This window comes from Halomarina halobia, assembly GCF_029338575.1.
In the GTDB taxonomy this organism is placed as follows: domain Archaea; phylum Halobacteriota; class Halobacteria; order Halobacteriales; family Haloarculaceae; genus Halomarina; species Halomarina halobia.
Genome location: NZ_CP119992.1, coordinates 1,578,062 through 1,599,898, shown reverse-complemented (window position 1 = coordinate 1,599,898; position 21,837 = coordinate 1,578,062). Strand labels below are relative to the sequence as shown.

The window sequence follows — 21,837 nt, the reverse complement described above, 5'->3', positions numbered from 1 at the left end:
TCGCTCGTCAGTGAGTTTGTTGCTCGATTCGATATCGGAGCTTGGATCGACTGATCGAACCACTGTCAGCTTTCCTGTGACAGTTGGGGCAGAGAACGATGAGGTTGTCCGGTTCGTTCGGCCCTTGCTCTCGGCGTGGCTCAATGTGGTGAACGTCAGGTGAGTCGATGTGTTCCTCGCACCATTCGCATCGACGATCGGCGCGTTCGAAGTAGAGTTCATTCCGCAGGCTTTCCGAAACAGGCGGCGTCTTCGCTTGTGTCGATTTTCCTGATTGGTCGTTCGAGTTCTGTTCAGAAGGAGTAATCAACCACGAGACTCCCTCTTTGAGGCCTTGGGATGCCTGTATCTGGTAAAATCGAATACCGACTATCACAATGATCGCCACACAGACTACGACGATGCCCCACTGGAGCCGTGGCATCGAATTTAGCGGTTGATTGAGCGATAAAAAACCACCGACGATACCAGCGAAGACGAGTATTCCCACGGGAGGTAAGTCCTCTAGTTCCTCGAGATCTACATCGATGTCCGAAGAACCGACAGTGCCGATGTCGTACTGTGGGCCGCTGTGGCTGTTAGCCGGCTCAATGCCGAGTTCGTGATTTAACTGATCGATTCGAGCTTGTATCGCGTCGAAGCTGTCGTACTGTCGTAATACTTGGCTCACGTACGAACTGGAACAGCCGAGTTTCCGCGCTATTTCGGCCTGTGTCACGTTTGGATCGTTGTACCGTTCGATGAGTATCAGCCGTTGTAACTCGGTTTTATCGCTCATGGATCTGTTCTGGGTCAATATACTATCATAATGACTTGAACGTTTCTGAGAATTTATCTTCCTAGTGCCTCTTATTTGTGATACCGTGATGATGTGGCGATTCTTAAGGCCGGGGGGAGTGTGTCGAAACCATGGCAAAGACCGCGCTCATCACGGGCTGTTCGTCCGGCATCGGTCGGGCGACCGCCCGCGCCTTCCTCGACGACGACTGGACCGTCTACGCGACCGCCCGCGACGCCGCCGACCTCGTCGACCTCGCGGAATCCGGCTGCGAGACGGCCGAACTCGACGTCACCGACGAGGAGCAGGTGCGCGCGGTCGTCGACGCCGTTCTCGGGGAGCAGGGTCGCCTCGACTGCCTCGTGAACAACGCGGGCTACGGGCAGTTCGGCCCCGTCGAGGACGTCACGACCGACGCGCTCCACCGCCAGTTCGAGGTGAACGTCTACGGCCCCCACCGGCTGATGCGCGCGGTGCTGCCCCACATGCGCGAGCGCGGCGAGGGGCGCATCGTCAACGTCTCCAGCGTCGCCGGGCGGATCTCGACGCCCGGTATGGGGGCGTACGCGGCCTCGAAGTTCGCCCTGGAGGCGCTCACCGACGCGCTGCGCAACGAGGTGGCTCCCCACGGCGTCGGCGCGGTGCTGGTCGAGCCCGGTCCCGTCGAGAGCGGCTTCGCCCGGCGCGCCAACGGCGAACTGGAGGAACTCCCCCGGTCGGACGCCTACGAGACGGTCTACCGCCTCTACGACGACAGCGAGGTCTTCGGCGGGGGGAGTCCGATCGCCGTCCGCCCCGATCAGGTGGCGCGCACCGTCCTCGAGGCCGCCGTGACGCCCGATCCCCGGGCGCGCTACCCGGTCGGCGGGTTCGCCGAGCTGAGCCTGAAGGCGCGCTACCTGCCCGACGGCGCGCGGGACACCGCCTTCTCGCTGCTCAACCGTCTGCTCTGACGCCATGACTGACACACGTTCTCCGCGAACTGTCGCCCGCGAGTGCGTCGAGGCGGGCGTCGTCGCCGCCGATCCCGAGCGCGCCGTGCGCGAGCAGGTCGCGCTCGACGGCGACGTGCTCCACGTCGGCGACGCCGCGTTCGACCTCGCGGACTACGACCGGGTCCTCGTCGCGGGCGGCGGCAAGGCCGCCGTCGCGGTCGCCCGCGGCCTCGAAGCCGTCCTCGGCGATCGGATCGACGCGGGGGTGGTCGTCGCCGACGAGGCCGGCGGCGGTGACGCGCGGCCCGACCGCGTCGAGGTCGCGGTCGGCGACCATCCGATCCCGAGCGAGCGCGGCGTCGCGGCCACCGAGCGCGTCGTCGACCTGCTCGAATCGGCCGACGGCCGGACGCTCGTGCTCGCGCCCGTCACCGGCGGCGGGAGCGCGCTGCTCGTCGCGCCGACCGTCCCGCTCGACGACGCGCGGGCGACGACGCGCGCGCTGGTCGAGAGCGGCGCGCCCATCGAGGCGATCAACGCCGTGCGAAAGCGCCTCTCGCGGGTCAAGGGCGGCGGCCTCGCCGCCGCGACGGCCCCGGCGACCGTCGTCGCGCTGCTCGTGAGCGACGTGGTCGGCGACGACCCCGCCGTGATCGCGAGCGGGCCGTTCAGTCCCGACCTGCCGGCCCTCGACGCCGAGACGGTCCTCGACCGCTACGACGTGACGGTGCCGGAGTCGGTCCGCGCTGCGCTGCGCGAGGGACGTAGCGGGGCGATCGACGCCTCGCACGTGCACACCCACATGCTCGTGACGGCGCGCACCGCGCTCGACGCGGCCGCCCGGGTCGCCCGCGATGCGGGCTACGACCCGCTCGTGCTCGCGTCGGGGATGCGCGGCGAGGCGCGCGAGATCGCCCTCGCGCACGTCGCCGTCGCGGAGGAGTGTCTCGCCGCCGGCGAACCGGCCGACCCGCCCGCGGCGCTCCTCTCCGCGGGCGAGTGCACCGTCACCGTTCGCGGCGACGGCACCGGCGGGCCGAACCTCGAGTTCGCGCTCGCGGCGGCGCTCGAACTCCCCGAGGGCGCGACGCTCGCCAGCGTGGACACGGACGGGCGGGACGGCGGGACCGACGTGGCGGGGGCGCTCGTCGACGCCGGGACGGTCGCTCCCGAGGACGCGGAGGCCGCCCGCGACGCCCTCGCGGTCAACGACGCCTACCCCTTTCTCGCCGCCCGCGACGCGCCGCTGCGCGTCGAGAGCGCGACGAACGTGAACGACCTCCGGGTCGTGCTGCTCGACCCGCCCGACGCCGCGACGGACTGAGGCGGGACGACGGTCCGAACGGTCCGACGGATCGACGGATCGGCGCGGCGGACCGACGGTCGCGCCGTCCTCAGTCGAGGCAGGCCGCGACGACGCGCAGCATCGCCTCGCCGCTCACCTCGTCGGCGAACATCGGGACGCGCTTGATCTCCCGCGAGCGGAACACCTCCTGTGCCCGGTGGAGCGCCTTCTGCTGGCTCTGCCACCGGCGCTTGCAGAACTCACAGCCCTCCGTGTCGGGCTTGACGAACCAGTCTACGTCCGCGTCCGCGTCGACCACGTTCGCCAGGTCCTCGGTGACGCGGTTGACGACGACCGTCCGCGCGGGCACGCCGAAGTCGTCCAGTTCGCGGAGCAGGCGCTCGGACTCGACGACGCTCAACCGCTCGGGGACCATCACGACCCGGAAGTCGGTCCGCGCGGGGTCAGAGAGCGCCGCGCGGAGGCGCTGGATGCGATCGGAGAGGTCGCGCAGTCGGTCGAGTCCCTCGCCCGCGTCCGGGTCGCCGAACGGACCGGGCATCTCCCCGAGCATCCCGCTCATCTGCTCGCGGAAGGCGAGGATCCGCCCGACCATCGAGTCGAGGGCCTCGGGCAGCGAGAGCAGGCGGAGCGTGTGTCCCGTCGGCGCGGTGTCCACGACGACGCGCTCGAAGCGCTCGTCGTCGAGGTACTGGAGCAACAACTGGAGGGCCGCCGTCTCGTCGGCCCCGGGCATCGCGCCGCCCATCGGGTTCGCCTCGCTCCCACCGAACAGTTCGTCCATGCCGCCGAACCCCTGTTCGAACGGCGTCCCCTCCGCCGCTTCGGGGTCGATCTCGACCGCGTAGAGGGGCACGTCGTCGCGGATCCGTCCCGGTTCGCTCGGGATGGCCGTCTCCAGCACGTCCGACAGCGAGTGCGCCGGATCCGTCGAGACGACGAGCGTGGGCGTCCCGTCGCTCGCGCTCGCGAGCGCCGTCGCCGCCGCCATCGTCGTCTTGCCCACTCCGCCCTTCCCGCCGTAGAGGACGTACCGCGGGGCGTCGACGCCCTCCGGCGCGAAGTCATCGTCGTCTATGGACTCGACGGCCTCGACCTCGACCTCGAACTCGTCGGCGCTCCCGCGCTCGACCGCGTCCGCGTCCGGATTCGCGCTCATTGCCGGGCCTACCCGGCGGCGACTTGAGTACTCGTTGGTGTCCCTCGGCGCGGTAGTGCTCGTATAGGCAGGGGGACCTGGAAGCACCGACGTTCTCGATCGAAAGCCCTCGGCGCGCTCGATCCATCGGGATGACGGATGATCCACCCCCGGTGGGAACCGTAAGCGGGACTGGTGGTGATCGGCACCGTATCCGAACGCCGCCCCTCGACGCCCGGCGAAGGTTCAAGTACCGGGACGGGACCAGGTCCCGTCGGACGCCGCCTCGCGGCGCGGTCGTTCGTCACCCCCGACGACCGTCAGTCCGGATAGCCGATCGCTCCCCGATCCCCGCGCGCGGTCGGCTGCGCACCCCGCCACGCCCGATCCCTCGTCAGTGGCCGCTCCGGTTCCCCGCCGGTGGCTACTTGCCCCCGCGGTCCCTCCCCCCGCCATGGCCGACGACACCCCGATCGCGGAGCGGGTCGGCGAGGCGCTGTGCGCGGCGGACGCCACCCTCGCCGTCGCCGAGTCGTGCACCGGCGGCCTCGTCGGATCGCTCCTCACCGACGTGCCGGGCTCCAGTGACTACTTCGACCGGTCGGTCGTCACCTACTCCTACGACGCGAAGCGGGACCTGCTGGCCGTCTCCCGCGAGGCGCTCGACGCGCACGGCGCGGTGAGCGAGGCGGTCGCCGGACAGATGGCCCGCGGCGTCTGCGACACCGCCGACACGACGTGGGGGCTGGCGACGACGGGCATCGCCGGTCCGGCCGGCGGGAGCGACGAGAAACCCGTCGGGACGGTCTACGTCGGCGTCGCGAACGCCGCGCCCTGGGGTACCGGCGCGTCGCGGACGACCGTCGAGCGGTACGGCTTCGAGGGATCGCGGACCGAACTCAAGCGGCGGTTCGCCGAGCGCGCGCTGTCGGACCTACTCGCGCGCCTCGAGCGAGAAGTGCAAGAGCCTTAGCGGACGCTCCCGAGAGTCGCCCGTGAACAAAGAAGGTCACGTCGTCAACGGCCTCCTGCTTGGGATCGGCCTGGCGTTCGTCCTCGAACCGAGCGGTGACGCGGGCACCGTCTACGCCGTCGTGGCGGTGACGGTGCCCGTGGTCCTCGGTGCGCTCTTCCCTGACGTGGACACCGCGTTCGGCGCGCACAGAAAGACGCTGCACAACCTGCCCGTCCTCGGACTGTTCGTCGCCTTCCCCGTCGTCTTCGACAACCTCCACTTCGTCTGGGTGGGGGTGTTCACCCACTACGTCCTCGACATCGTCGGCAGCAAGCGCGGCATCGCGCTGTTCTACCCGCTGCCGAGGGAGTACGGCCTCCCGACGGGAGTCGCCACGAGCAGCCGCTACGCCAACGTCGTCACGCTCGCCGTCACCGCCGCGGAACTCGCCGCCGCCTACGCGCTCGTCCGCGTCGCGCCGGGCGTCGTCGCGAGCGCGTTCCGGGCGCTTCCGGCGGGAGTCGCCGCGTAACCCCGTCGCTCCGTCGCCCCGACCCCCGGCGTCAGTACACCCGAACGTCGTCGAATCGCCCCTCGTAGGCGACGTGCCCCGGATGGGTCGGCTCGGTCGCCGAGAGGAGGACCCGATCTACCTTCCCCCACGTGTTCTCGTAGCCGAGGTGGGCGAACTCGAGCGCGCGGCGGACGTTGTGTTCGACCCCGTCGCGGCGGAACACCCGCATCGACGCGCCCGACCGCAACCTCGCGGCGAGGTCGGCCGCGCCCTCGATCGGTTCCTCGAACGTCGTCCACGCCTCGCCGACGCTCCCGCGGAGGTGGGCGTACGAGGAACCGAACCCCGGCAGTCCCGTGAGCCGGGCGATCTCGCGGGCCCGTTCGTTGTGGACCTCCCAGTGCTTCGGGTTGTACACCTCGACGGCCCGAACGTCGTAGCGCTCGATGTCCGCCCGACTCAGGCTCACGTTAAGGAACTCGGGGTGGGGCGCGAGCGCCGCCGCGCCCTGGCGGTCGATCTCCCGCATCGCGCCGTCGAGGGTGACGAAGTCGGGGATCGGCTTCGAGAGCCCCACCGCGAGGACGTGCTTGCGATCGCGCCACGACCCGGTGAAGATCTCGCGGGCGGGGATCACGAGCAGGTCGTCGTCGGAGAACGCGCGCGCCTTGGCCTCGATGCTCGGCAACCGCGTGAAGTGCGGCGCGTAGACGACGGCGTCGAGGCCGCGGGCCTTCGCCCGCTCGACGACGCGCGCGTCGAGGATCTTCACGTGCATGTCCACGCGGAACTCGTCGCTCACTCGCGGCGCTTCCCCCGGACGGAGGTTAGTGATTGCGCTTTTCGCACCCGCAGGGCCGTGCGCACGAGGCCCACAGCTTCATTGGGGTTCCCGGCGAGTCGTCGCCATGGCTGACCGGCCTCTCGACGGCGTGCGCGTCGTCGAACTGTCCACGATGGTCGCCGGGCCCTACGCCGGGCAGTTGCTCGGCGACCTCGGCGCGGACGTGGTGAAGCTCGAACGTCCCGACGGGGGCGAGTTAGCGCGGCGACTCGATCCCCGCGTCGGCGGGGAGAGCTTCTACTACCTCACCGCCAATCGGAACAAGCGCAGCCTCGCGCTCGACGTGACGAGCGACGCGGGCCGCGAGGCGTTCTTCGACCTCGTCGAGCGCGCCGACGTCGTGCTCGAGAACTTCCCGCCGTCGTTCACCCGCCGCTACGGCATCGACCACGGGGCGGTCCGCGAGCGCAACGAGCGGATCGTCTACTGCTCGATCTCGGCCTACGGCGAGACGGGACCCTACCGCGACGACCCGGGCATCGACACGACGGTGCAGGCGCTCACGGGGGCCATGTCGATGACCCGTGACGCGGACGGCCCGCCGATGCGCTCCGGCGTGCCGATGAACGACGTGTTCGCCGCGCTCTATGCCGTCCAGGGCGTCCTCGCGGCGCTCTACGACCGCGATCGGACCGGCGTGGGCGACCACGTGGACGTCTCGCTGCTCGACGCGGGCGTTACCGGCCTCACTACGCGGGCCACCTACAGCCTCGTCACCGGGGAGCCCTACCCGCCGTTCGGCCGGCGGCACAACTACTTCGCGCCGGAGGGGGTCTACGCCGTCGGCGACGGCGAGGTGCAGCTCTCGGTGGTCACGGACCGCCACTGGCTGCGCCTCTGCGAGGTCCTCGACGACCCCGACCTCGCGGCGGACGAACGCTTCGCCGACGTGAACGAGCGCGTGCGCAACCGCGAGCGGCTGGCGGCCGAACTCGCCCCGCGGCTGGCGGCGTGGTCCGTCGAGGACCTCGTCGCCGCGCTGCGCGAGGCGGGCGTTCCGGCCGCCCCCATCAACGACACGCGCTCGGTCTGGGACCACCCCCAGGTGCGGGCGCGCGACCTCAAGCGCACCGTCGAGCACCCGACGGCCGGGGCGGTCGAGACGCTCGGCTTCCCGGTGAAGTACGACCGGATCGAGCCGACGATCCGGCGACACCCGCCGCTGCTCGGGGAACACACGGCCGAGGTCCTCGAGGAACTCGGCTACGACCCGGCGACGATCGGGGACCTGATCGAGTCCGGCGTCGCGGCCCGTCACCGGGAATAGGAGCGGCCGCCGTGCGCGTCAGCGCTCGTCCGAGTCGAGTACGCGGATCTGGTCGCCGCGCACCGTGACGGGAATGGGGACGGTCGCCTCATACAGCTCGACGGTGACCTGGTCCTTGCCCTCGTCGATGCGCTGGACCTGCGCCTTCTCGCCCTTGAACGGGCCGGCGATGAGTTCCACGATGTCGCCCTCGGCGATCCCCTCGACGTCGGGCTTCGGCGAGAGGAAGTGCTCGACCTCCATGATCGAGGACTCGCCCTGCACGACGCCCCGCGCGTGGGGGATCTCGTCCAGGATGCGGTCGAACACGCTCGCCTCGTCGGCCTCGACCATGACGTAACTCGTGAGCGAGTCGGGCGCGAGGACGGCGTGGATCGACTCCTCCTCGCGGTTCACGAGCATGTCCGCGACCGTCCGCTCCTGGCTCGCCGTGGTCTTGACCGCGTAGATGGGCATCAGACGCCCCCCGGCATGAACGCCATGATCACGAAGATGATGAACCCGATGAGCCCGACGAGCACGATCCCGGCCCCGGCGATGAACGACACCTGCATGAACTCCTCGCGGGAGGGGGTGCTGGCCAACTTTAGCACCCGGACGTACGAGGTGAGATCCTTGGGAACTTCCATACCCGCCCTTACCGACGGGCCTTTTTCTATCTTTCTACAGATAGACAACGCGAGCGCCTCGGGATCGTACGGAAGACCGTCGATCATCCCTGACGAGAGCTTCGCGCTCTCTCGAACCACTTGACACGGGGCTGTTCACAGGGCGAGAATCCGCCGTTCACCGAGGAGGCGGCGGCCTCTCGCGAGAACCACGGAACCGTAGAGCTGGGGGACGGAGAATCGGGGGAGGGAGTACCGGAGGTCGGAGGTCGGAGGTCGGAGGCGGGCTACTCCACGTAGTCGATGTCGTCGCCGTCGTCGGTGAGTTCGCGGGTGTCGACCTGCTCCTGTCCGTCGCCCTTGCCGTAGATCTGCGGGGACTCGACGCCCGTCACGACGACCATCGTCTCCATCTTGCTCTCGAACTCGGGGTTGACGCTCGCCCCCCAGATGATGCGCGCGTCGGTGTCGACGCGCTCGTAGATCTCCTCGACGACGCCCTCCGCCTCCTCGATGCTCATGTCGGGGCCGCCGACGACGTTGATGAGCGCGGAGTTGGCGTTCTGGAAGTTCACGTCGAGCAGCGGGGAGCGGAGCGCGGAGCGGATGGAGTCGCGGGCCTTGTTCTCGGAGTCGGACTCGCCGAGGCCGATCATCGCGACGCCGCCGTTCTCCATGATCGTCTTCACGTCCGCGAAGTCGACGTTCACCAGCCCGGGCTTCGTGATGAGTTCGGTCATGCCCTTGACCGAGCGCATCAGCACGCGGTCGCAGATCTTGAACGCGTCCTGCAGGGGCAGGTTCGGCGCGTACTCGAGCAGCCGGTCGTTCGGGATGACGATGACGGTGTCCGCAACCGACCGGAGGCGTTCGAGGCCCGCGTCGGCGTTCGCCCGGCGGCGCTCGCCCTCCGCGGTGAACGGGATCGTCACCACGGCGATGGTGAGCGCGCCGGCCTCCTGGGCGGCCTGGGCGACGACCGGCGCGGAGCCGGTGCCGGTGCCGCCGCCGAGCCCCGCGGTGATGAACACCATGTCCGAGTCGCCGATGGCCGACTGGATGTCCTCGATGTTCTCCTGGGCCGCCTCCTCGCCGATCTGCGGGACCGACCCCGCGCCGCGCCCGCCGGTGCGGGTGCGCCCGATGAGGATCTTCGTGTCGGCCTGCACCTGTTCGGCGAGGTGCTGGGCGTCGGTGTTCGCCGCGACGAGACGCGCCCCGTGGATCCCCTCGCGGGACATCCGCGTGACCGTGTTGCCGCCGCCGCCGCCGCAGCCGAACACCGTGATCTTGGTCTCGAGGTCCCGGACGATCTCCGCGAGCTCGTCGTCGGTCATCGTCCCGCCGGACGACACCGGATCGTCGCGCTGACCACCGGCTCCCGCCCCGTTCCCACGCGGGGTGTCCTCCTCCCGTTCGCCTTCGGCCTCGTCGATGGCCTCCTCTATAAGCGAGTCCATACCTGCGCGATGAAATACAGACGCGAAATAACTATCTTTCGCCGTTTGTCTGACGCCCGTCGTACAGTCACGCGAGCGGGAACCGCCGCTCGCGCTCCCGGCGGACGGCCGACGGATCGACCGTCTCGCCGTCGACGGTCACGGCCCGACCGCTCGCCAGTCGCCCGAACTTCGGTCCCTCCGGGACGCCCGCCTCGCGGGCCAGCCCCGGATCGAACGCCGTCTCACGGGCGATCACCTCCCCGCCCTCCCGCTCGACGGCGTCGTACTTCCCGCGGAGCGCGTCGATCAGGACCTCGATCAGCGCCTCCCGGTCCGCGGGAGCGGGGACGACCGCCCGTCCTGCGAGCAGCGTCCCGCCCTCCTCGGTCGCGACGGCCGCGCTCCGCGCCCGGACCGCCGCGAGGACACCCTCGCGGTCGATGCCGTTGGCCGCCGCCAGGAGGGCGTCGGGGAGGTCGACGACCTCGGTCTCCGCCGCGTCGACGTCGGTCCGGTCGCCGAAGCGCAGCCCCGCCTCGACCGTCGCGACCTCGGCCTCCAGCCGCTCGACGAGGTCGAGGGGGACGCCGGTCGTCTCGCGCGCCCACGTCTCGCTCACGACGCGGCAGCCGAGGCCCTCGACGACGCGCTCCAGGGCGGGGCGATCCCCGTCCACGAGCGCGCGGGTCGCCCCGGACCGTTCGATCGCCCGGCGGATCACGCCGCGGCTCTCCCCGGGATCGCCCATCGCCTCCAGGGCCCAGTCCGCGGCGAGGTGTCCCACGGCCCAGTCGGTCTTGCGGACGATCCGCTCGAAGCGGGGCGCGTAGTGGCCGCCGCCGAAGCCGACGAGCGTCCGCTCGCGGTCGGGCGCGACCCCCCGCAGATCGAGGATCGACCGCGCTACCGCCCGCGCGCCGTCGGGGTCAGTCCACTGCCCCTCGTCGCTGCCCAGTTCGACGAACATCGAGGGCACGTCGATCGCGGTCGGCCCGTGGTGGGTACACTCCATGCCCACCTCGTAGCCCTCGGGGGCGTGTTCGCGGAAGGCGTCGAGCACGCGGGCATGGGTGTTCGGGCAGGCGCGGGCGAACGCGCCATCGCGGCCGCCGTAGGTCGCGGGACCGAAGTTCCCGGTGTGGTGGGCGGTGAGCAGCGGCCCCGTGTCCCCCGAGTGCCGGGAGGCGAACACCAGCAGGTCCGGGTCGTCGAAGGCCTCGTCGGCGCGGTCGAGGTCGAGGTGCAGCGCGCCGAACTCGCGGAGTTCGACGTCCGGGAGGCGGTAGACGGTCCCACCCCCCTCGGCGTCCGGGCGCGAGCCGTCCTCGATCGCGGACCAGTCGGCGAGGTCGAGCAGGTGCTCGCCGACGTGGACCGACGCACTGTCGGCGCGGCTGACGACGATTCCGAGCACGGCCGAGAGGTCGCGGGCGAGGGGCTAAACGCCGTCGGTGTCGCTCGTCGGCGGGCGGAGAACGGGGACGTCGTCGCTCAGTCGTCGGCGCGCTCCGGATGGGGCCGGGAGGAGTGGATGGCGTCCTGGGCGGTCGTCGCCGTCCGGGCGAACAGCCCGCGGAGGTCCCTCCGACGGCGGTAGAACAGCACGATTCCGAGGAGGAGATACAGCGCGGTGTACGCGTAGAGGACGTCGATGCTGAGCGCCTCGGCCGCGGCCTCCGACATCGTCCGAATGAGGGCGAACTCGATGGCGACCTGCGAGATGAACAGCACGAGCAGCGCGACCGCCTCGCGCATGCTTATCTCGAAGTTGGTCAGGATGGCGATGGCGAAGAAGCTCTGGGCGGCGGTAATCCAGATCTCCGCGACCTGCTTCTCGTCGAACGGGAGCCCGCCTACGTGACCCGCCGCGATGCTGTAGACGACCGCGAGCGTCCCGATGAGCAGGGTCCACTGGTTGAGCTTCGAGGAGATGAGCGCGTTGAACCCCGCCGTCGACCGCGCCTTGTTCACGAGGTAGGCGACGACGATCAGCTCCGGGCTCTCGCTGGCGAGCGGCGCGATCCACTGGATCATGAAGAACTCGGGGATGCCGTACTGGAGGCCGAGCGCCTCGAGCCCGGTCGCGAACGGGTGGACGGCGGTGTAGATCATCACGCCGGAGTAGCCGAACAGGAGGACGACGCTCACGACGCGCGGGACGCGAGACCACGACTGGAGGTAGGCGGGGACGCCGACCTGTCCCTCCGGTTCCTCGACCTCGCCGCGGATGATGATGGCGATGTAGAGGACGTAGAGCCCGACCAGGACGACCGTGTCGATGATGCCGATGCCGCCGGCCGGACCGCCGCCGTTCAGGGTCTCGAGGCTCAGCGGCACGAAGAACGCGAACGCCGTCGCGGCGAGCAGGAACGCGATCTCGGTGGCGATGTCGCGGTCGAGTTTGACCACGTCCCGAAGGAAGCCGTCCCGGCGCTCGACGGCGGGGTCGTGGGACTGCTTCGCGCGGTAGACGGTGAAGAGGGCGATGGCCGACCAGCCGATGCCGATGAGGATCCGGTTCGCGCCGGTCATGTTGGCGACCGCGAGGTTGGCGTTCGCCATCCCCTTCGCCGTCCCCTCCATCGCCCCTGCCGTCCACGCGTAGTAGGCGTCGACGGCGTACTCGGGGGCGACGGCGAGGACGGCGAGGACCGCGATCGCGAACGCCCGCGGGACGTCCTTCTCCGCGGTCTCCGCGCCCCAGGCCAGGAGAAACGAGGAGCCGAGGACGGCGAGGCCGGCGATGACGACGGCCGCGATGGGGGCGATGTTCTCGGTCGGCTCGACGTGGCCGCCGTGCGTGACGAACGTCGCGACCCACGGGAGGGTAAGAAGAACCGTCAGAACGACCGCGGTGAGCGGGTGGCGAAGACGACGTAACATCGTGTGATAGGGCGGGATCGGCGCACGTATCTCTTTTGTTACGAGCTACCCGGAGCGTGTCGGTAATCGTAGTCGGCGGAGCCAGCGTACCGTTGGCCACCGCGCGTGGCGCGACCGACCCGTTTATCGCCCCCCGCCGCCAGGCCCCGTCCATGCAGGTGTTCGGACTGCTCGGTAACCCCGTCGGGCACTCGCTCTCGCCGCCGATGCACGAGGCGGCCTACCGCGAACTCGACGTGGACGCCCGCTACGTCACCTTCGAACCCGATCCCGACGACCTCGCCGCCGCCGTTGCGGGCGCGCGCGCGCTCGGGATCGCCGGCCTGAACGTCACCATCCCGTTCAAGCGCGACGTGCTCGACCTCGTCGACCCCGACCCGCTCGCCGCGCGCATCGGCGCAGTCAACACGATCGACGTCCCCGCGATGCGCGGCTACAACACCGACGCCGAGGGGGCGGTGCGCGCGCTCCGCGAGCACGGCGTCGAACCCGCGGGGACGGCCGTCGTCGTCGGGGCGGGCGGCGCGGGCCGCGCCGTCGCGTTCGGCCTCGCCGAGGAGGGGATGCGGGTTCGGATCGCCAACCGCACCGTGGCGCGCGCGGAGGAACTCGCGGCGGCGATCGGCGCCGCCGCCGCGTGCGGCCTCGACGACCTCCCCGACGCGCTCGCGGACGCCGACGTGCTCGTCAACGCCACGAGCGTCGGCATGGAGGAGGACCGGTCGCCGGTGCCCGCCGACGCCCTGCACGCCGACCTCGCGGTGCTCGACGCGGTCTACGCGCCCGTCGAGACGCGCCTGCTCCGTGACGCGGCCGCCGCCGGGGCGACGACCGTGGACGGCGCGTGGATGCTCCTCTATCAGGGGGTCGCGGCGTTCGAGCGCTGGACGGGTCGCCCCGCCCCCGTCGAGGCGATGAACGACGCGCTTCGAACACGCCTTTAATAGTCCCTCCGGATCTACTACCGAATATGAGCCTCATCGAGAAAATTAAGTCGGTCCTCGGCTTCGGGGACTCGTCGAAGAACGGTGAGCCCCGCTCGTCGGCCGGCGTGACCGTCGAGCGCGAACCGTCGAAGCGCGACGCGGCGGAGGAGGAGTCGGCCGCGGCCGAGACCGACGCCGCCGGGTCCACGGGGTCGATCACCGAGGAGCCGCCCGAGGACGTCGAGACGGCCGCCGAACCGTCCGAGGCCGCCGGTCCGCCCTCGCAGTCCGGGGGGGACGAGGACCTCGAACCCTCGACCGGCGAGGGAGCCGAACCCGATGCGGTCGAATCCGAGGACGTCGAGTCGGAGGGTGACGAACCCGAGGAGACCGAGTCGGAGGCGGTCGCCGAGGAGGAGGCCGCGGGGGCCGGCACCGACGCCGCTGCCTCGACCGAAACGCTGGTCGACGAACAGCAGGGCGTCGAGCCGGGAGAGGCGGCCGGCCCCGTCGACGGTGAGCCGGAAGTCGAACCCGCCGAACCCGCGGAGACGACGGAGCCGGACGCGGAGGGGGCCGAGGGGGCGGAGTCGTCCCGTGCCGTCACCAGCCTCAAGGGCATCGGTCCCGCCTACGCCGAGACGCTCGCGGAGGCGGGCGTCGAGTCCGTCGACGACCTCGCCGACGCCGACGCCGAGACGCTCGCGGAGCGGACGGACGTCTCCGCGAAGCGCATCCAGCGCTGGATCGACCGCGCGAAGGAGCGCTGACGCCGACCGCAAGAGCGTTATCCCGACTCCGCCTCCCTGACGGTGATGCCTGCGGTCGCGACCGACCGAGACGCCTTCCTCGCGGCGGCGAGCGGCGCACCTCCCCGCGCTCGCGTCCCCGTCGAGGTGCGCGTCGCGGCCGACCCGTTTCTCGCCTACCGCCGCGCCCGCGACGGCGAGCCGTCGGTGTTCCTCGAAACCGGCGGCGGCCGCCCCGGGTGGGGCTACTTCGCCGTCGCGCCGATCGAGACGGTGACCGTCGCGCCCGACGGGGACGACGCACTCGACTCGCTCGGGACGCTCGCGCGCCGACTCGACCGCGAGACGCTGATCCGGGGCGACTGTGACGTGCCGTACCCCTGCGGGGCATTCGGCTGGCTCTCCTACGACGTCGCCCGCGAACTCGAGGCGCTCCCCCGCTCGACCACCGACGACCGGAACCTGCCGCACCTGGAGGTGGCCGTCTACGACGCCGTCGCGGCGTGGGAGGAACCGCACGACGGCGAGACGACCCTCCGGGTGACGGCCTGCCCGCGGGTCGGCGACGACCCCGGCGGGGCGTACGAGCGCGGCCGGGACCGGGCGCTCGCGCTCGCCGAGCGCGCGACGGCGGGCGACCCCTCGGTCGGTCCGCCGCCGGTCGCCGCGGGCGAGGTGCGCTTCGAGCGCGACTGCCCGCCCGCGGCGTTCGCGGAGCGCGTCGCCCGGGTCAAGGAGTACGTCCGAAGCGGCGACACCTTCCAGGCGAACGTCTCCCAGCGCCTGCGCGCGCCGGCCGCCGTCCACCCAGTCGAGGTCTACGCCGCGCTCCGCGAGGTGAACCCCGCGCCCTACGCCGCGCTCGTCGAGTTCCCCTCGTGCGACCTCGTCTGCGCCAGCCCGGAACTGCTCGTCCGCCGCGAGGGCGACCGCGTCGTCACCGAACCCATCGCCGGGACGCGACCGCGGGGCGCGACCCCCGAGGCGGACGCGGCGCTGGAGCGCGACCTCCTCGCGGACGGGAAGGAGCGCGCCGAGCACGCGATGCTGGTCGACCTCGAACGCAACGACCTCGGGAAGGTGTCCGAGTACGGGAGCGTCGAGGTGACGGAGTATCGCCGCGTGGACCGCTACTCGGAGGTGATGCATCTCGTCTCGCTCGTCGAGGGACGCCTGCGCGAGGGGTGTGACCTCGCGGACGTGATCGCGGCGGTCTTCCCCGGCGGGACTATCACCGGCGCGCCCAAGCCCCGGACGATGGCGATCATCGACGAGGTCGAGGCGACCCGGCGCGGCCCCTACACTGGGAGCGTCGGCGCGTTCGGCTTCGACGGCCGAGCGACGCTCAACATCGTCATCCGGACGCTCGTGCGCCACCGCGACGAGTACCACCTGCGCGTCGGCGCGGGGATCGTCCACGACTCGGTCGCGGAGCGCGAGGACGAGGAGACGCTGGCCAAGGGTCGGGCGCTCGTGAACGCGCTCGACGCGGCGCTCGAAGAGCAGCGGCTGACGATGGAGGGGCGATGATCCTACGAGAACGGACACGGCATCCGCGAGCGACCGCAGGGAGCGAGCGGTTCACCGCGGACGCGAAGTGTTCGCGGTTGTTCGGTCCTTCCAGCACCGCGGGACGGTTCTGGAAGCCAGTGAACCACGCTGTACCTCTCACTGCAGATCTTTCGAGAGGGGAACGCTGCTGGCGGAAAGATCTGTTGCACCCGCGAGCGAACGGAGTGAGCGAGCGGCTCTTTTTGGTCCAGATTTTTGCGAGGAGCGGTTCCCGCAGCGAGCGCGGAGCGCGAGCGAGGAGACCCGACGAGCAAAAAGGTGGTGGTTCATGATCCTGGTCGTCGACAACTACGACTCGTTCGCGTACAACCTCGTCCAGTACGTCGGCGTCCACGACGAGGTAGTCGTCCGGCGCAACGACGCGATCGACGCGGCGGGGATCCGCGCGCTCGACCCGGACGGGATCGTCGTCTCGCCCGGCCCCGGCGTGCCGGAGGCGGCGGGCGTCTCGACGGCCGTCTTCGCCGACCTCGACTACCCGACGCTCGGCGTCTGCCTCGGCCACCAGGCGCTCTGCGTCGCCAACGGCGTCGCGGTCGGCCGCGCGCCCGAGGTCGTCCACGGGAAGCCCTCGACGATCACGCACGACGGCCGGGGGATCTTCGCGGGCCTCCCCGAGCGCCTCACGGTCGGTCGCTACCACTCGCTCGCGGTGACCGACCCCGACCTGCCCGATCACCTCGAGGCGACCGCCCGGACCGACGACGGGGTGGTGATGGGCGTCCGACACGCCGATCGACCGCACGAGGGCGTCCAGTTCCACCCGGAGAGCATCCTGACCGAGCACGGCGAGCGGATGGTTCGAAACTTCTGTCAGCTATGCACTACCACGTGAACGGCGACCTGGTTCCGGCCGAGGAGGCGACGGTGAGCGTCCGCGACCGGGGCTTTCTCTACGGCGACGCCGCCTTCGAGACGCTCCGCGCCTACGGCGGCGAGGTGTTCGAGTGGGACGCCCACCGCGCGCGCTTGGAGCGAACCTGCGGGGCGCTCGGCATGCCCGACGCCGCGCCGGACGACCTCGCGCTCCGGATCGCGGAGACGCTCGACGCGAACGACCTCGAAGACGCCTACGTCCGCGCCTCGGTCACGCGGGGCGTCCAGCCGGGACGGCTCACCCCCGCCGCCGAGGTCGATCCGTCGGTCGTGATCGTCGTCGCACCGCTCCCGCGGGGCGGCCTCGGCGGCGAGTCGACGTGGGACGGTCCCGCGGTCGTCCAGTCGGTGAAGACCCGCCGGACGGCCGCCGGCGCGCTCCCGCCCGACCTGAAGACCCACAACTACCTCAACGGGATCCTCGCGCGCCTCGAACTCAGACGGGCGTCGAGCGACGCCTACCGCCCCGACGAGGCGCTGATGCGCGACGCGGACGGGTTCGTCGCCGAGGGGGCGACGAGCAACCTCTTCTTCGTCGACGACGGGACGCTCAGGACGCCGGCGGAGGGGGCGATCCTCCCGGGGGTCACCCGGCGGGTCGTCCTCGACCTCGCCGCGGACGAGGCGTTCCCCGTCGAGGTCGGGAAGTACGCGCCGGACGACGTGCGCGGGGCCGACGAGGCGTTCCTCACGAACACGACGTGGGAGGTGCGACCGATCGAGAGCGTGGACGGCATCGAGGTCGGGGCGGGACCGATCACCCGCCTGCTGGCGCGCCTGTTCGACGAGTACGTCGAGGAGCGCTGTTACCGTCGGGAGTCGTCCGCGCCCGGCACCGACGACGCCTCCGACGGCGGCGATCACAACCCTTGAACCGTCGGCGGCCGAACGCAGGGCATGGACGAGGACCGCCGCATCGCGAGCGTCGAGGAGGTGCCCGAGGACGGGACGCTGCTGTTCACCGTCCGCGACGGCTTCGACACGGAGGAGGTCGTCCTGATCAGACTCGCGGGGGACGAGTCGGGCGACTCGTCCCCGCCGGTGGCCGCGTGGAAGAACTACTGCCAGCACTGGACGGACGTGCGCCTCGACAAGGGCAGCGGCGCGATGGTCAGAGACGGCGAGATCGTCTGTCAGCGCCACGGCGCGACCTTCGAGCGGGACTCCGGCTACTGCGACTTCGGCCCCTGCGAGGGGGCGTACCTGGAGGAGGTGGCCGTCGCGGTCGAGGACGGTGCGGTCTACCTCGTCGACGACCGCTACGAGTTCGCCAACCTCGGCCCCTCGGGCGAGCACGACCTCTCGACGGGTAGCCGCATCGACTTCTCCGGCACCTGACCCCGAGAGGGCGCGCTCGCTGGCCCGCGGCGCTCACCGTCGCCAACCCCGCTACCGGATGGTGAACGTCGGCTCCTCGACGCTCTCGGCCTTGCACTCCGGGCACCGCGAGGGGCGGTTCACGAGGTCGTCGAACTCGTCGAAGCCGCACTCGCGGCACGCGGGCGGCGCGACCAGCAGCCGTTCGTCGGTGCCGTCGAGGGACTTCGAGATGTGTTCGACGTGCGAGAGCACCGTTCCGGTGCGGACGCCGAACTCGGCGGCCAGCGTCCCGGGGGCGGCCGGTTCGCGACGGAGGTAGTCCGCGATGCGCCGGCGGGTCGTCTCGCGCTCTGCGCGCATGGCTCTCCGGTGCACGCCCACCCGCAAAACAGTTACCCGTCGGACGGTCGATCCCTCCCCGCGGACGGTGATTGAAGGCGCAATACCTATGCGCGCGGGAGGAGACGCGGCGAGTATGTACGCAGTCGTCTTGGCGGGTGGCTACGCTACTCGACTCTGGCCGATCACCCGCCACCGTCCGAAGATGCTCCTCCCGGTCGGCGACACCACGGTCATCGACCGCATCCTGACGGAACTGGAGGCGGACGACCGCATCGAACGGGTATACATCAGTACGAACGAACGCTTCGCGGGCTCGTTCGAGCGGCACATCGACGACGAGAGTTACGAGAAGGCGACCCTCTCCATCGAGGAGACGGTCGCCGAGGACGAGAAGTTCGGCGTCATCGGCGCGCTCGCCCAGCTCGTCGAGCGCGAGGGGGTGGACGACGACCTCCTCGTCGTCGCCGGCGACAACCTCATGGGCTTCCCGATGAGCGACTTCCTCGACGACTTCGAGGCCCGCGGCGCGCCAACCGTCGCCGCCTATGACGTCGGCTCCCGGGAGAAGGCGACGTCCTACGGCCTGGTCGCGCTCGACGGCGACCGCGTCGTCGACTTTCAGGAGAAACCCGACGACCCGAAGAGCACCCTCGTCTCCATCGCCTGCTACGCCTTCCCCGAGGCGTCGGTCCGCTTCGAGGAGTACCTGGCGGGCGACAACAACCCCGACGAACCGGGCTGGTTCATCGAGTGGCTCCAGGCGAACGAGCCGGTCTACGCCTACCAGTTCGACGAACCGTGGTTCGACATCGGCACGCCCGAGGCCTACCTCGAGGCGGTCGCGTGGGCGCTCGACGGCGACGTCAGGGTCGCGGAGGACGCCGCGGTCGACGGCTGCGACTTCGGCGAGAACGTCCACGTCATGTCCGGCGCTCGCCTCAGCGGCGTGTCCCTCTCGAACGCCGTCGTCTTCCCCGAGACCGAGATCGCGGACGCCGCCCTCCGCGAGTCGATCGTCGACGAGCACTGCCGCATCGAGGGGAAGGACCTGCGCGACTCGCTCGTGGGGTCGTACTCGCAGCTCTACTAACCCACCTTTTGCTGCGGTCGTGTGCGGCCGACACGCTCCGCGGTCGGCCGTGGCTCCCTGGCAAAAGCTGGATCAAAACCCTCCTCACCCCCTCAGTCGCTGCGCTCCTTCGGGGGTTCCGTCGGTCCGCTCGCTCACTGCGTTCGCTCACGGGTGCTGCACTGGTGCCGGCGGCGGTGCTCGGGTCGTGCGGATCGTTCCCCGGTCCGTACCTTTATATCGGGGAGCGGGACCAGAGCCCCCCGTGACCTGACCGTTTGTCGCGGGGTGTTCGCGGTTGTGCGACGCCACGCCCCGCGAGCATCGCCCCCGCCGTGGCGTCGCCTGCACGCCAGGACGTGGTGCCGCGCTCGCGTCGTTCGCGTAGACGCTACGGCTATTCGAGCCACGCGTCCCCGATTCGCAACCGCCCCCGCGTCCCGTCCCACTCCGTCTCGTACTCCAGTTCGATCCGTCGCTCCATGTGCGGCGCGTCCACGACCAGCGTCTCGAACTCGCCGCCCTCGCCGAGGACGTGGACGCCGTAGCGGTCGTTGAGCGCCTCGAGGTCCGCGAGGGCGTCGGCGTCCAGGGTGCGCCCGAGCCACGACTCGTCGAGGCCGGCCGCCGCGACCTGGACGATCATGATCTCGAAGCCGGCGTCGAGCATGGCGTCCGCGAGTTCGCGGGGGTCGCGCCGCCAGAGCGGGGCGAACAGCTCCGCGTCGAGGCGGTCGCACATCGCCCGGATGCGGTCGGTCTGGAAGGTGCTCTCGACCGCGCCGGCGGTGACGCCGCCGATGCCGCCGAGGTCGGCCGCCAGGTCGCCCAGGGCGGCTTCGAGCGGTTCGAGTTCGGCGTCGCCCTGCGCGCTCGCGTCGGCGACGTCGTCCGCGCCGAAGTCGCCCGGGCGCACGGAGACCAGGGGGATGCCCACCGACTCGGCGGCGAGTTCGGCGAGGTCCGTCGCCGGGACGTGGTACATGTAGGAGTCGCCCGTCGGGTGGACGGTGACGAGGCGCTCGACGGGATGGTCCGCCTCGAGCGCGCGGTAGAGCGCCCACGAGGAGTCCTTGCCGCCGGAGAAGAGACTGACCCACGGTCGCGTTCGCATAACTGCGATAGCCGAGCGGGGGATAAACGGCCTGCGATCCTCCGGTTCAGGCGCGATCGTCGATCTCCTCGACGGCCACGCCGCTCACGTAGGATGAGACGCCGACGCCGAGGACGCTGACGACCAGTCCCGCGATCAGGAACGCCGCGAGGCGCGTCCCGGCGGTGAGCGCGAACCCGTCGACCGAGACGGGGCCGACGGTGACCGGCGGGACGCGGAGGCGGTCGATGACGCCCGCCCGTTCGAGGAAGAAGCCCGCGAATCCCCGGACGACGAACCCGAGGCCGACGATGCCGAACGGGAGGTTCATGAAGGAGCGCCGGACGCGGTCGTTGACGAGCCACTCGTCGACGAGCCGCCCCATCGCGGCGGCGAGCGCGCCGAGGACGAACCACGGGACGCTCTCGTAGAGGAACTCGAGGGCTATCAGGACGGGATCGGTCACCTGAGTCGTCCCGACCGCGCCGAGGAACACCCCGACGAGCGCCAGGCCCACCCCCACGACGTACGTGACGACCGAGACGCGCCCGGCGTAGAAGGCCGTCCTGACGGCCCCCGGGAGTCCGGCCAGCGCGCCGTCCACGCCGAGACCCTTGTAGAGGAAGAACACGCCGATGACGCCGGCGACGACGGCGACGGCGACGGCGATGCTATCGGCCGCCGTGAGCAGCGCCGGGAAGGCGAGCAGCGCGACGCCGATCGGAACGAGGACGGTCTTGCGAAGCTCCTCGTCCGCGAGGACCTGCTTCAGCAGGTAGTAGGTCGACTCGATGTCCCGCGCCTGCCGGACGATGACCCGGTCGACGGCGTCGACCCGGACGCGGCTCTCGATGATCGGGAGGGTCTGCTCGTCCTCGGCGCTGTCCACGACGACGACGGCTCCGTCGGGATCGTACGCAGCCACGAGGTCGTCCACCTGTGCGGCGAGCGCGCGGTTGGCGTTCACGGTGCTTCCCGCGCACGATAGCACGGCCAGGATCGGCTGCTCGCCGTCGTCGCGGAGGTCGCGCGCGACCCGCAGCCCCTCGAGCAGACAGTTCACGTGGCTGTCCTCGGGATCCTCGACGCCGACCTCGGTCACGAGATCGGCCACCGCCTCCTCGCCGACCAGCGGAGCGTCCCGGGGGGTGCTCCCGTCGCGGTCGATACACAGCACCAGGGTTCCCACGGCTTCGGGAACGGTCCCCGACTTGAAAAAG

The 21,837-nt window shown here is 70.7% G+C and carries 23 protein-coding genes; 12 read left to right on the top strand and 11 right to left on the bottom strand.

All coding sequences use genetic code 11. The features are described from left to right. Window positions 1-7: 7 nt before the first annotated feature. Window positions 8-778, bottom strand: coding sequence for an HNH endonuclease (locus P1K31_RS08465; RefSeq protein ID WP_276302895.1), 771 nt, complete (start codon window positions 776-778; stop codon window positions 8-10). Between the two features lie 131 nt (window positions 779-909). On the opposite strand from P1K31_RS08465, the gene P1K31_RS08460 reads away from it, so the two are divergent. Both P1K31_RS08460 and P1K31_RS08455 read left to right on the top strand, forming a co-directional pair. Beyond that, on the top strand, window positions 910-1,731 hold the full coding sequence (locus tag P1K31_RS08460) for an SDR family oxidoreductase (RefSeq protein ID WP_276302894.1): 822 nt from the start codon (window positions 910-912) through the stop codon (window positions 1,729-1,731). 4 nt (window positions 1,732-1,735) lie between these two features. Then, entirely contained in the window at window positions 1,736-3,037 is a 1,302-nt protein-coding gene (locus tag P1K31_RS08455; protein ID WP_276302893.1) for a glycerate kinase type-2 family protein, read from the top strand. Window positions 3,038-3,107: 70 nt separating this feature from the next. On the opposite strand, the gene P1K31_RS08450 is transcribed toward P1K31_RS08455, so the two are convergent. Then, the gene (locus tag P1K31_RS08450; RefSeq protein ID WP_276302892.1) at window positions 3,108-4,178 is read right to left on the bottom strand and encodes an ArsA family ATPase; all 1,071 of its coding nucleotides are present in this window, start codon (window positions 4,176-4,178) and stop codon (window positions 3,108-3,110) included. Between the two features lie 433 nt (window positions 4,179-4,611). On the opposite strand from P1K31_RS08450, the gene P1K31_RS08445 reads away from it, so the two are divergent. Both P1K31_RS08445 and P1K31_RS08440 read left to right on the top strand, forming a co-directional pair. Beyond that, entirely contained in the window at window positions 4,612-5,130 is a 519-nt protein-coding gene (locus P1K31_RS08445) for a CinA family protein (RefSeq protein WP_276302891.1), read from the top strand. A 22-nt stretch (window positions 5,131-5,152) separates the two neighbouring features. After that, window positions 5,153-5,644 carry a metal-dependent hydrolase gene (locus tag P1K31_RS08440; RefSeq protein WP_276302890.1) on the top strand — a complete coding sequence of 164 codons (492 nt, stop codon included), beginning with the start codon at window positions 5,153-5,155 and terminating at the stop codon, window positions 5,642-5,644. Window positions 5,645-5,675: 31 nt separating this feature from the next. Here the strand turns inward: P1K31_RS08440 and P1K31_RS08435 are convergent, their stop codons facing one another. Next, window positions 5,676-6,404 carry a PHP-associated domain-containing protein gene (locus P1K31_RS08435; RefSeq protein WP_276305727.1) on the bottom strand — a complete coding sequence of 243 codons (729 nt, stop codon included), beginning with the start codon at window positions 6,402-6,404 and terminating at the stop codon, window positions 5,676-5,678. Between the two features lie 130 nt (window positions 6,405-6,534). Here P1K31_RS08435 and P1K31_RS08430 point away from each other — a divergent pair, with 130 nt between their 5' ends. Further along, on the top strand, window positions 6,535-7,737 hold the full coding sequence (locus P1K31_RS08430) for a CaiB/BaiF CoA transferase family protein (RefSeq protein WP_276302889.1): 1,203 nt from the start codon (window positions 6,535-6,537) through the stop codon (window positions 7,735-7,737). An 18-nt stretch (window positions 7,738-7,755) separates the two neighbouring features. Here the strand turns inward: P1K31_RS08430 and P1K31_RS08425 are convergent, their stop codons facing one another. The 5 genes from P1K31_RS08425 to P1K31_RS08405 form a co-directional block, all read right to left on the bottom strand. Next, window positions 7,756-8,193: a transcription elongation factor Spt5 gene (locus tag P1K31_RS08425; RefSeq protein ID WP_276302888.1), complete on the bottom strand. Its 438-nt coding sequence runs from the start codon at window positions 8,191-8,193 to the stop codon at window positions 7,756-7,758. Continuing rightward, window positions 8,193-8,366 (bottom strand): protein translocase SEC61 complex subunit gamma, encoded by a 174-nt coding sequence (locus P1K31_RS08420; RefSeq protein WP_276302887.1) that lies wholly within the window; start codon window positions 8,364-8,366, stop codon window positions 8,193-8,195. The genes P1K31_RS08425 and P1K31_RS08420 overlap by 1 nt, the downstream gene beginning before the upstream one ends. A gap of 266 nt (window positions 8,367-8,632) precedes the next feature. Beyond that, on the bottom strand, window positions 8,633-9,805 hold the full coding sequence (ftsZ, locus tag P1K31_RS08415; RefSeq protein WP_276302886.1) for a cell division protein FtsZ: 1,173 nt from the start codon (window positions 9,803-9,805) through the stop codon (window positions 8,633-8,635). 67 nt (window positions 9,806-9,872) lie between these two features. Beyond that, window positions 9,873-11,201 (bottom strand): D-aminoacyl-tRNA deacylase, encoded by a 1,329-nt coding sequence (locus P1K31_RS08410; RefSeq protein ID WP_276302885.1) that lies wholly within the window; start codon window positions 11,199-11,201, stop codon window positions 9,873-9,875. Window positions 11,202-11,278: 77 nt separating this feature from the next. Then, window positions 11,279-12,670 (bottom strand): sodium/calcium exchanger protein, encoded by a 1,392-nt coding sequence (locus P1K31_RS08405; RefSeq protein ID WP_276302884.1) that lies wholly within the window; start codon window positions 12,668-12,670, stop codon window positions 11,279-11,281. A 152-nt stretch (window positions 12,671-12,822) separates the two neighbouring features. On the opposite strand from P1K31_RS08405, the gene P1K31_RS08400 reads away from it, so the two are divergent. From P1K31_RS08400 to P1K31_RS08375, 6 genes are all read left to right on the top strand, one after another. Further along, window positions 12,823-13,614 carry a shikimate dehydrogenase gene (locus P1K31_RS08400; RefSeq protein ID WP_276302883.1) on the top strand — a complete coding sequence of 264 codons (792 nt, stop codon included), beginning with the start codon at window positions 12,823-12,825 and terminating at the stop codon, window positions 13,612-13,614. Between the two features lie 26 nt (window positions 13,615-13,640). Continuing rightward, on the top strand, window positions 13,641-14,366 hold the full coding sequence (locus P1K31_RS08395; RefSeq protein ID WP_276302882.1) for a helix-hairpin-helix domain-containing protein: 726 nt from the start codon (window positions 13,641-13,643) through the stop codon (window positions 14,364-14,366). A 45-nt stretch (window positions 14,367-14,411) separates the two neighbouring features. Next, on the top strand, window positions 14,412-15,875 hold the full coding sequence (gene pabB, locus P1K31_RS08390) for an aminodeoxychorismate synthase, component I (protein ID WP_276302881.1): 1,464 nt from the start codon (window positions 14,412-14,414) through the stop codon (window positions 15,873-15,875). 310 nt (window positions 15,876-16,185) lie between these two features. After that, window positions 16,186-16,752, top strand: a complete 567-nt coding sequence (locus P1K31_RS08385; RefSeq protein ID WP_276302880.1) for an anthranilate synthase component II — start codon at window positions 16,186-16,188, stop codon at window positions 16,750-16,752. Then, the gene (locus P1K31_RS08380) at window positions 16,737-17,666 is read left to right on the top strand and encodes an aminotransferase class IV (RefSeq protein WP_276302879.1); all 930 of its coding nucleotides are present in this window, start codon (window positions 16,737-16,739) and stop codon (window positions 17,664-17,666) included. The genes P1K31_RS08385 and P1K31_RS08380 overlap by 16 nt, the downstream gene beginning before the upstream one ends. A gap of 24 nt (window positions 17,667-17,690) precedes the next feature. Next, the gene (locus P1K31_RS08375) at window positions 17,691-18,131 is read left to right on the top strand and encodes a Rieske (2Fe-2S) protein (protein WP_276302878.1); all 441 of its coding nucleotides are present in this window, start codon (window positions 17,691-17,693) and stop codon (window positions 18,129-18,131) included. Between the two features lie 51 nt (window positions 18,132-18,182). On the opposite strand, the gene P1K31_RS08370 is transcribed toward P1K31_RS08375, so the two are convergent. Further along, window positions 18,183-18,473: a transcriptional regulator gene (locus P1K31_RS08370; RefSeq protein WP_276302877.1), complete on the bottom strand. Its 291-nt coding sequence runs from the start codon at window positions 18,471-18,473 to the stop codon at window positions 18,183-18,185. A 115-nt stretch (window positions 18,474-18,588) separates the two neighbouring features. Between P1K31_RS08370 and P1K31_RS08365 the strand changes: the two genes are divergently transcribed. Further along, window positions 18,589-19,545, top strand: a complete 957-nt coding sequence (locus P1K31_RS08365) for a nucleotidyltransferase family protein (protein ID WP_276302876.1) — start codon at window positions 18,589-18,591, stop codon at window positions 19,543-19,545. Window positions 19,546-19,921: 376 nt separating this feature from the next. Here P1K31_RS08365 and P1K31_RS08360 read toward each other — a convergent pair whose 3' ends face one another. After that, window positions 19,922-20,638 carry a diphthine--ammonia ligase gene (locus P1K31_RS08360; protein WP_276302875.1) on the bottom strand — a complete coding sequence of 239 codons (717 nt, stop codon included), beginning with the start codon at window positions 20,636-20,638 and terminating at the stop codon, window positions 19,922-19,924. Between the two features lie 46 nt (window positions 20,639-20,684). After that, window positions 20,685-21,806: a DUF373 family protein gene (locus P1K31_RS08355; protein ID WP_276302874.1), complete on the bottom strand. Its 1,122-nt coding sequence runs from the start codon at window positions 21,804-21,806 to the stop codon at window positions 20,685-20,687. Window positions 21,807-21,837 lie beyond the last annotated feature (31 nt).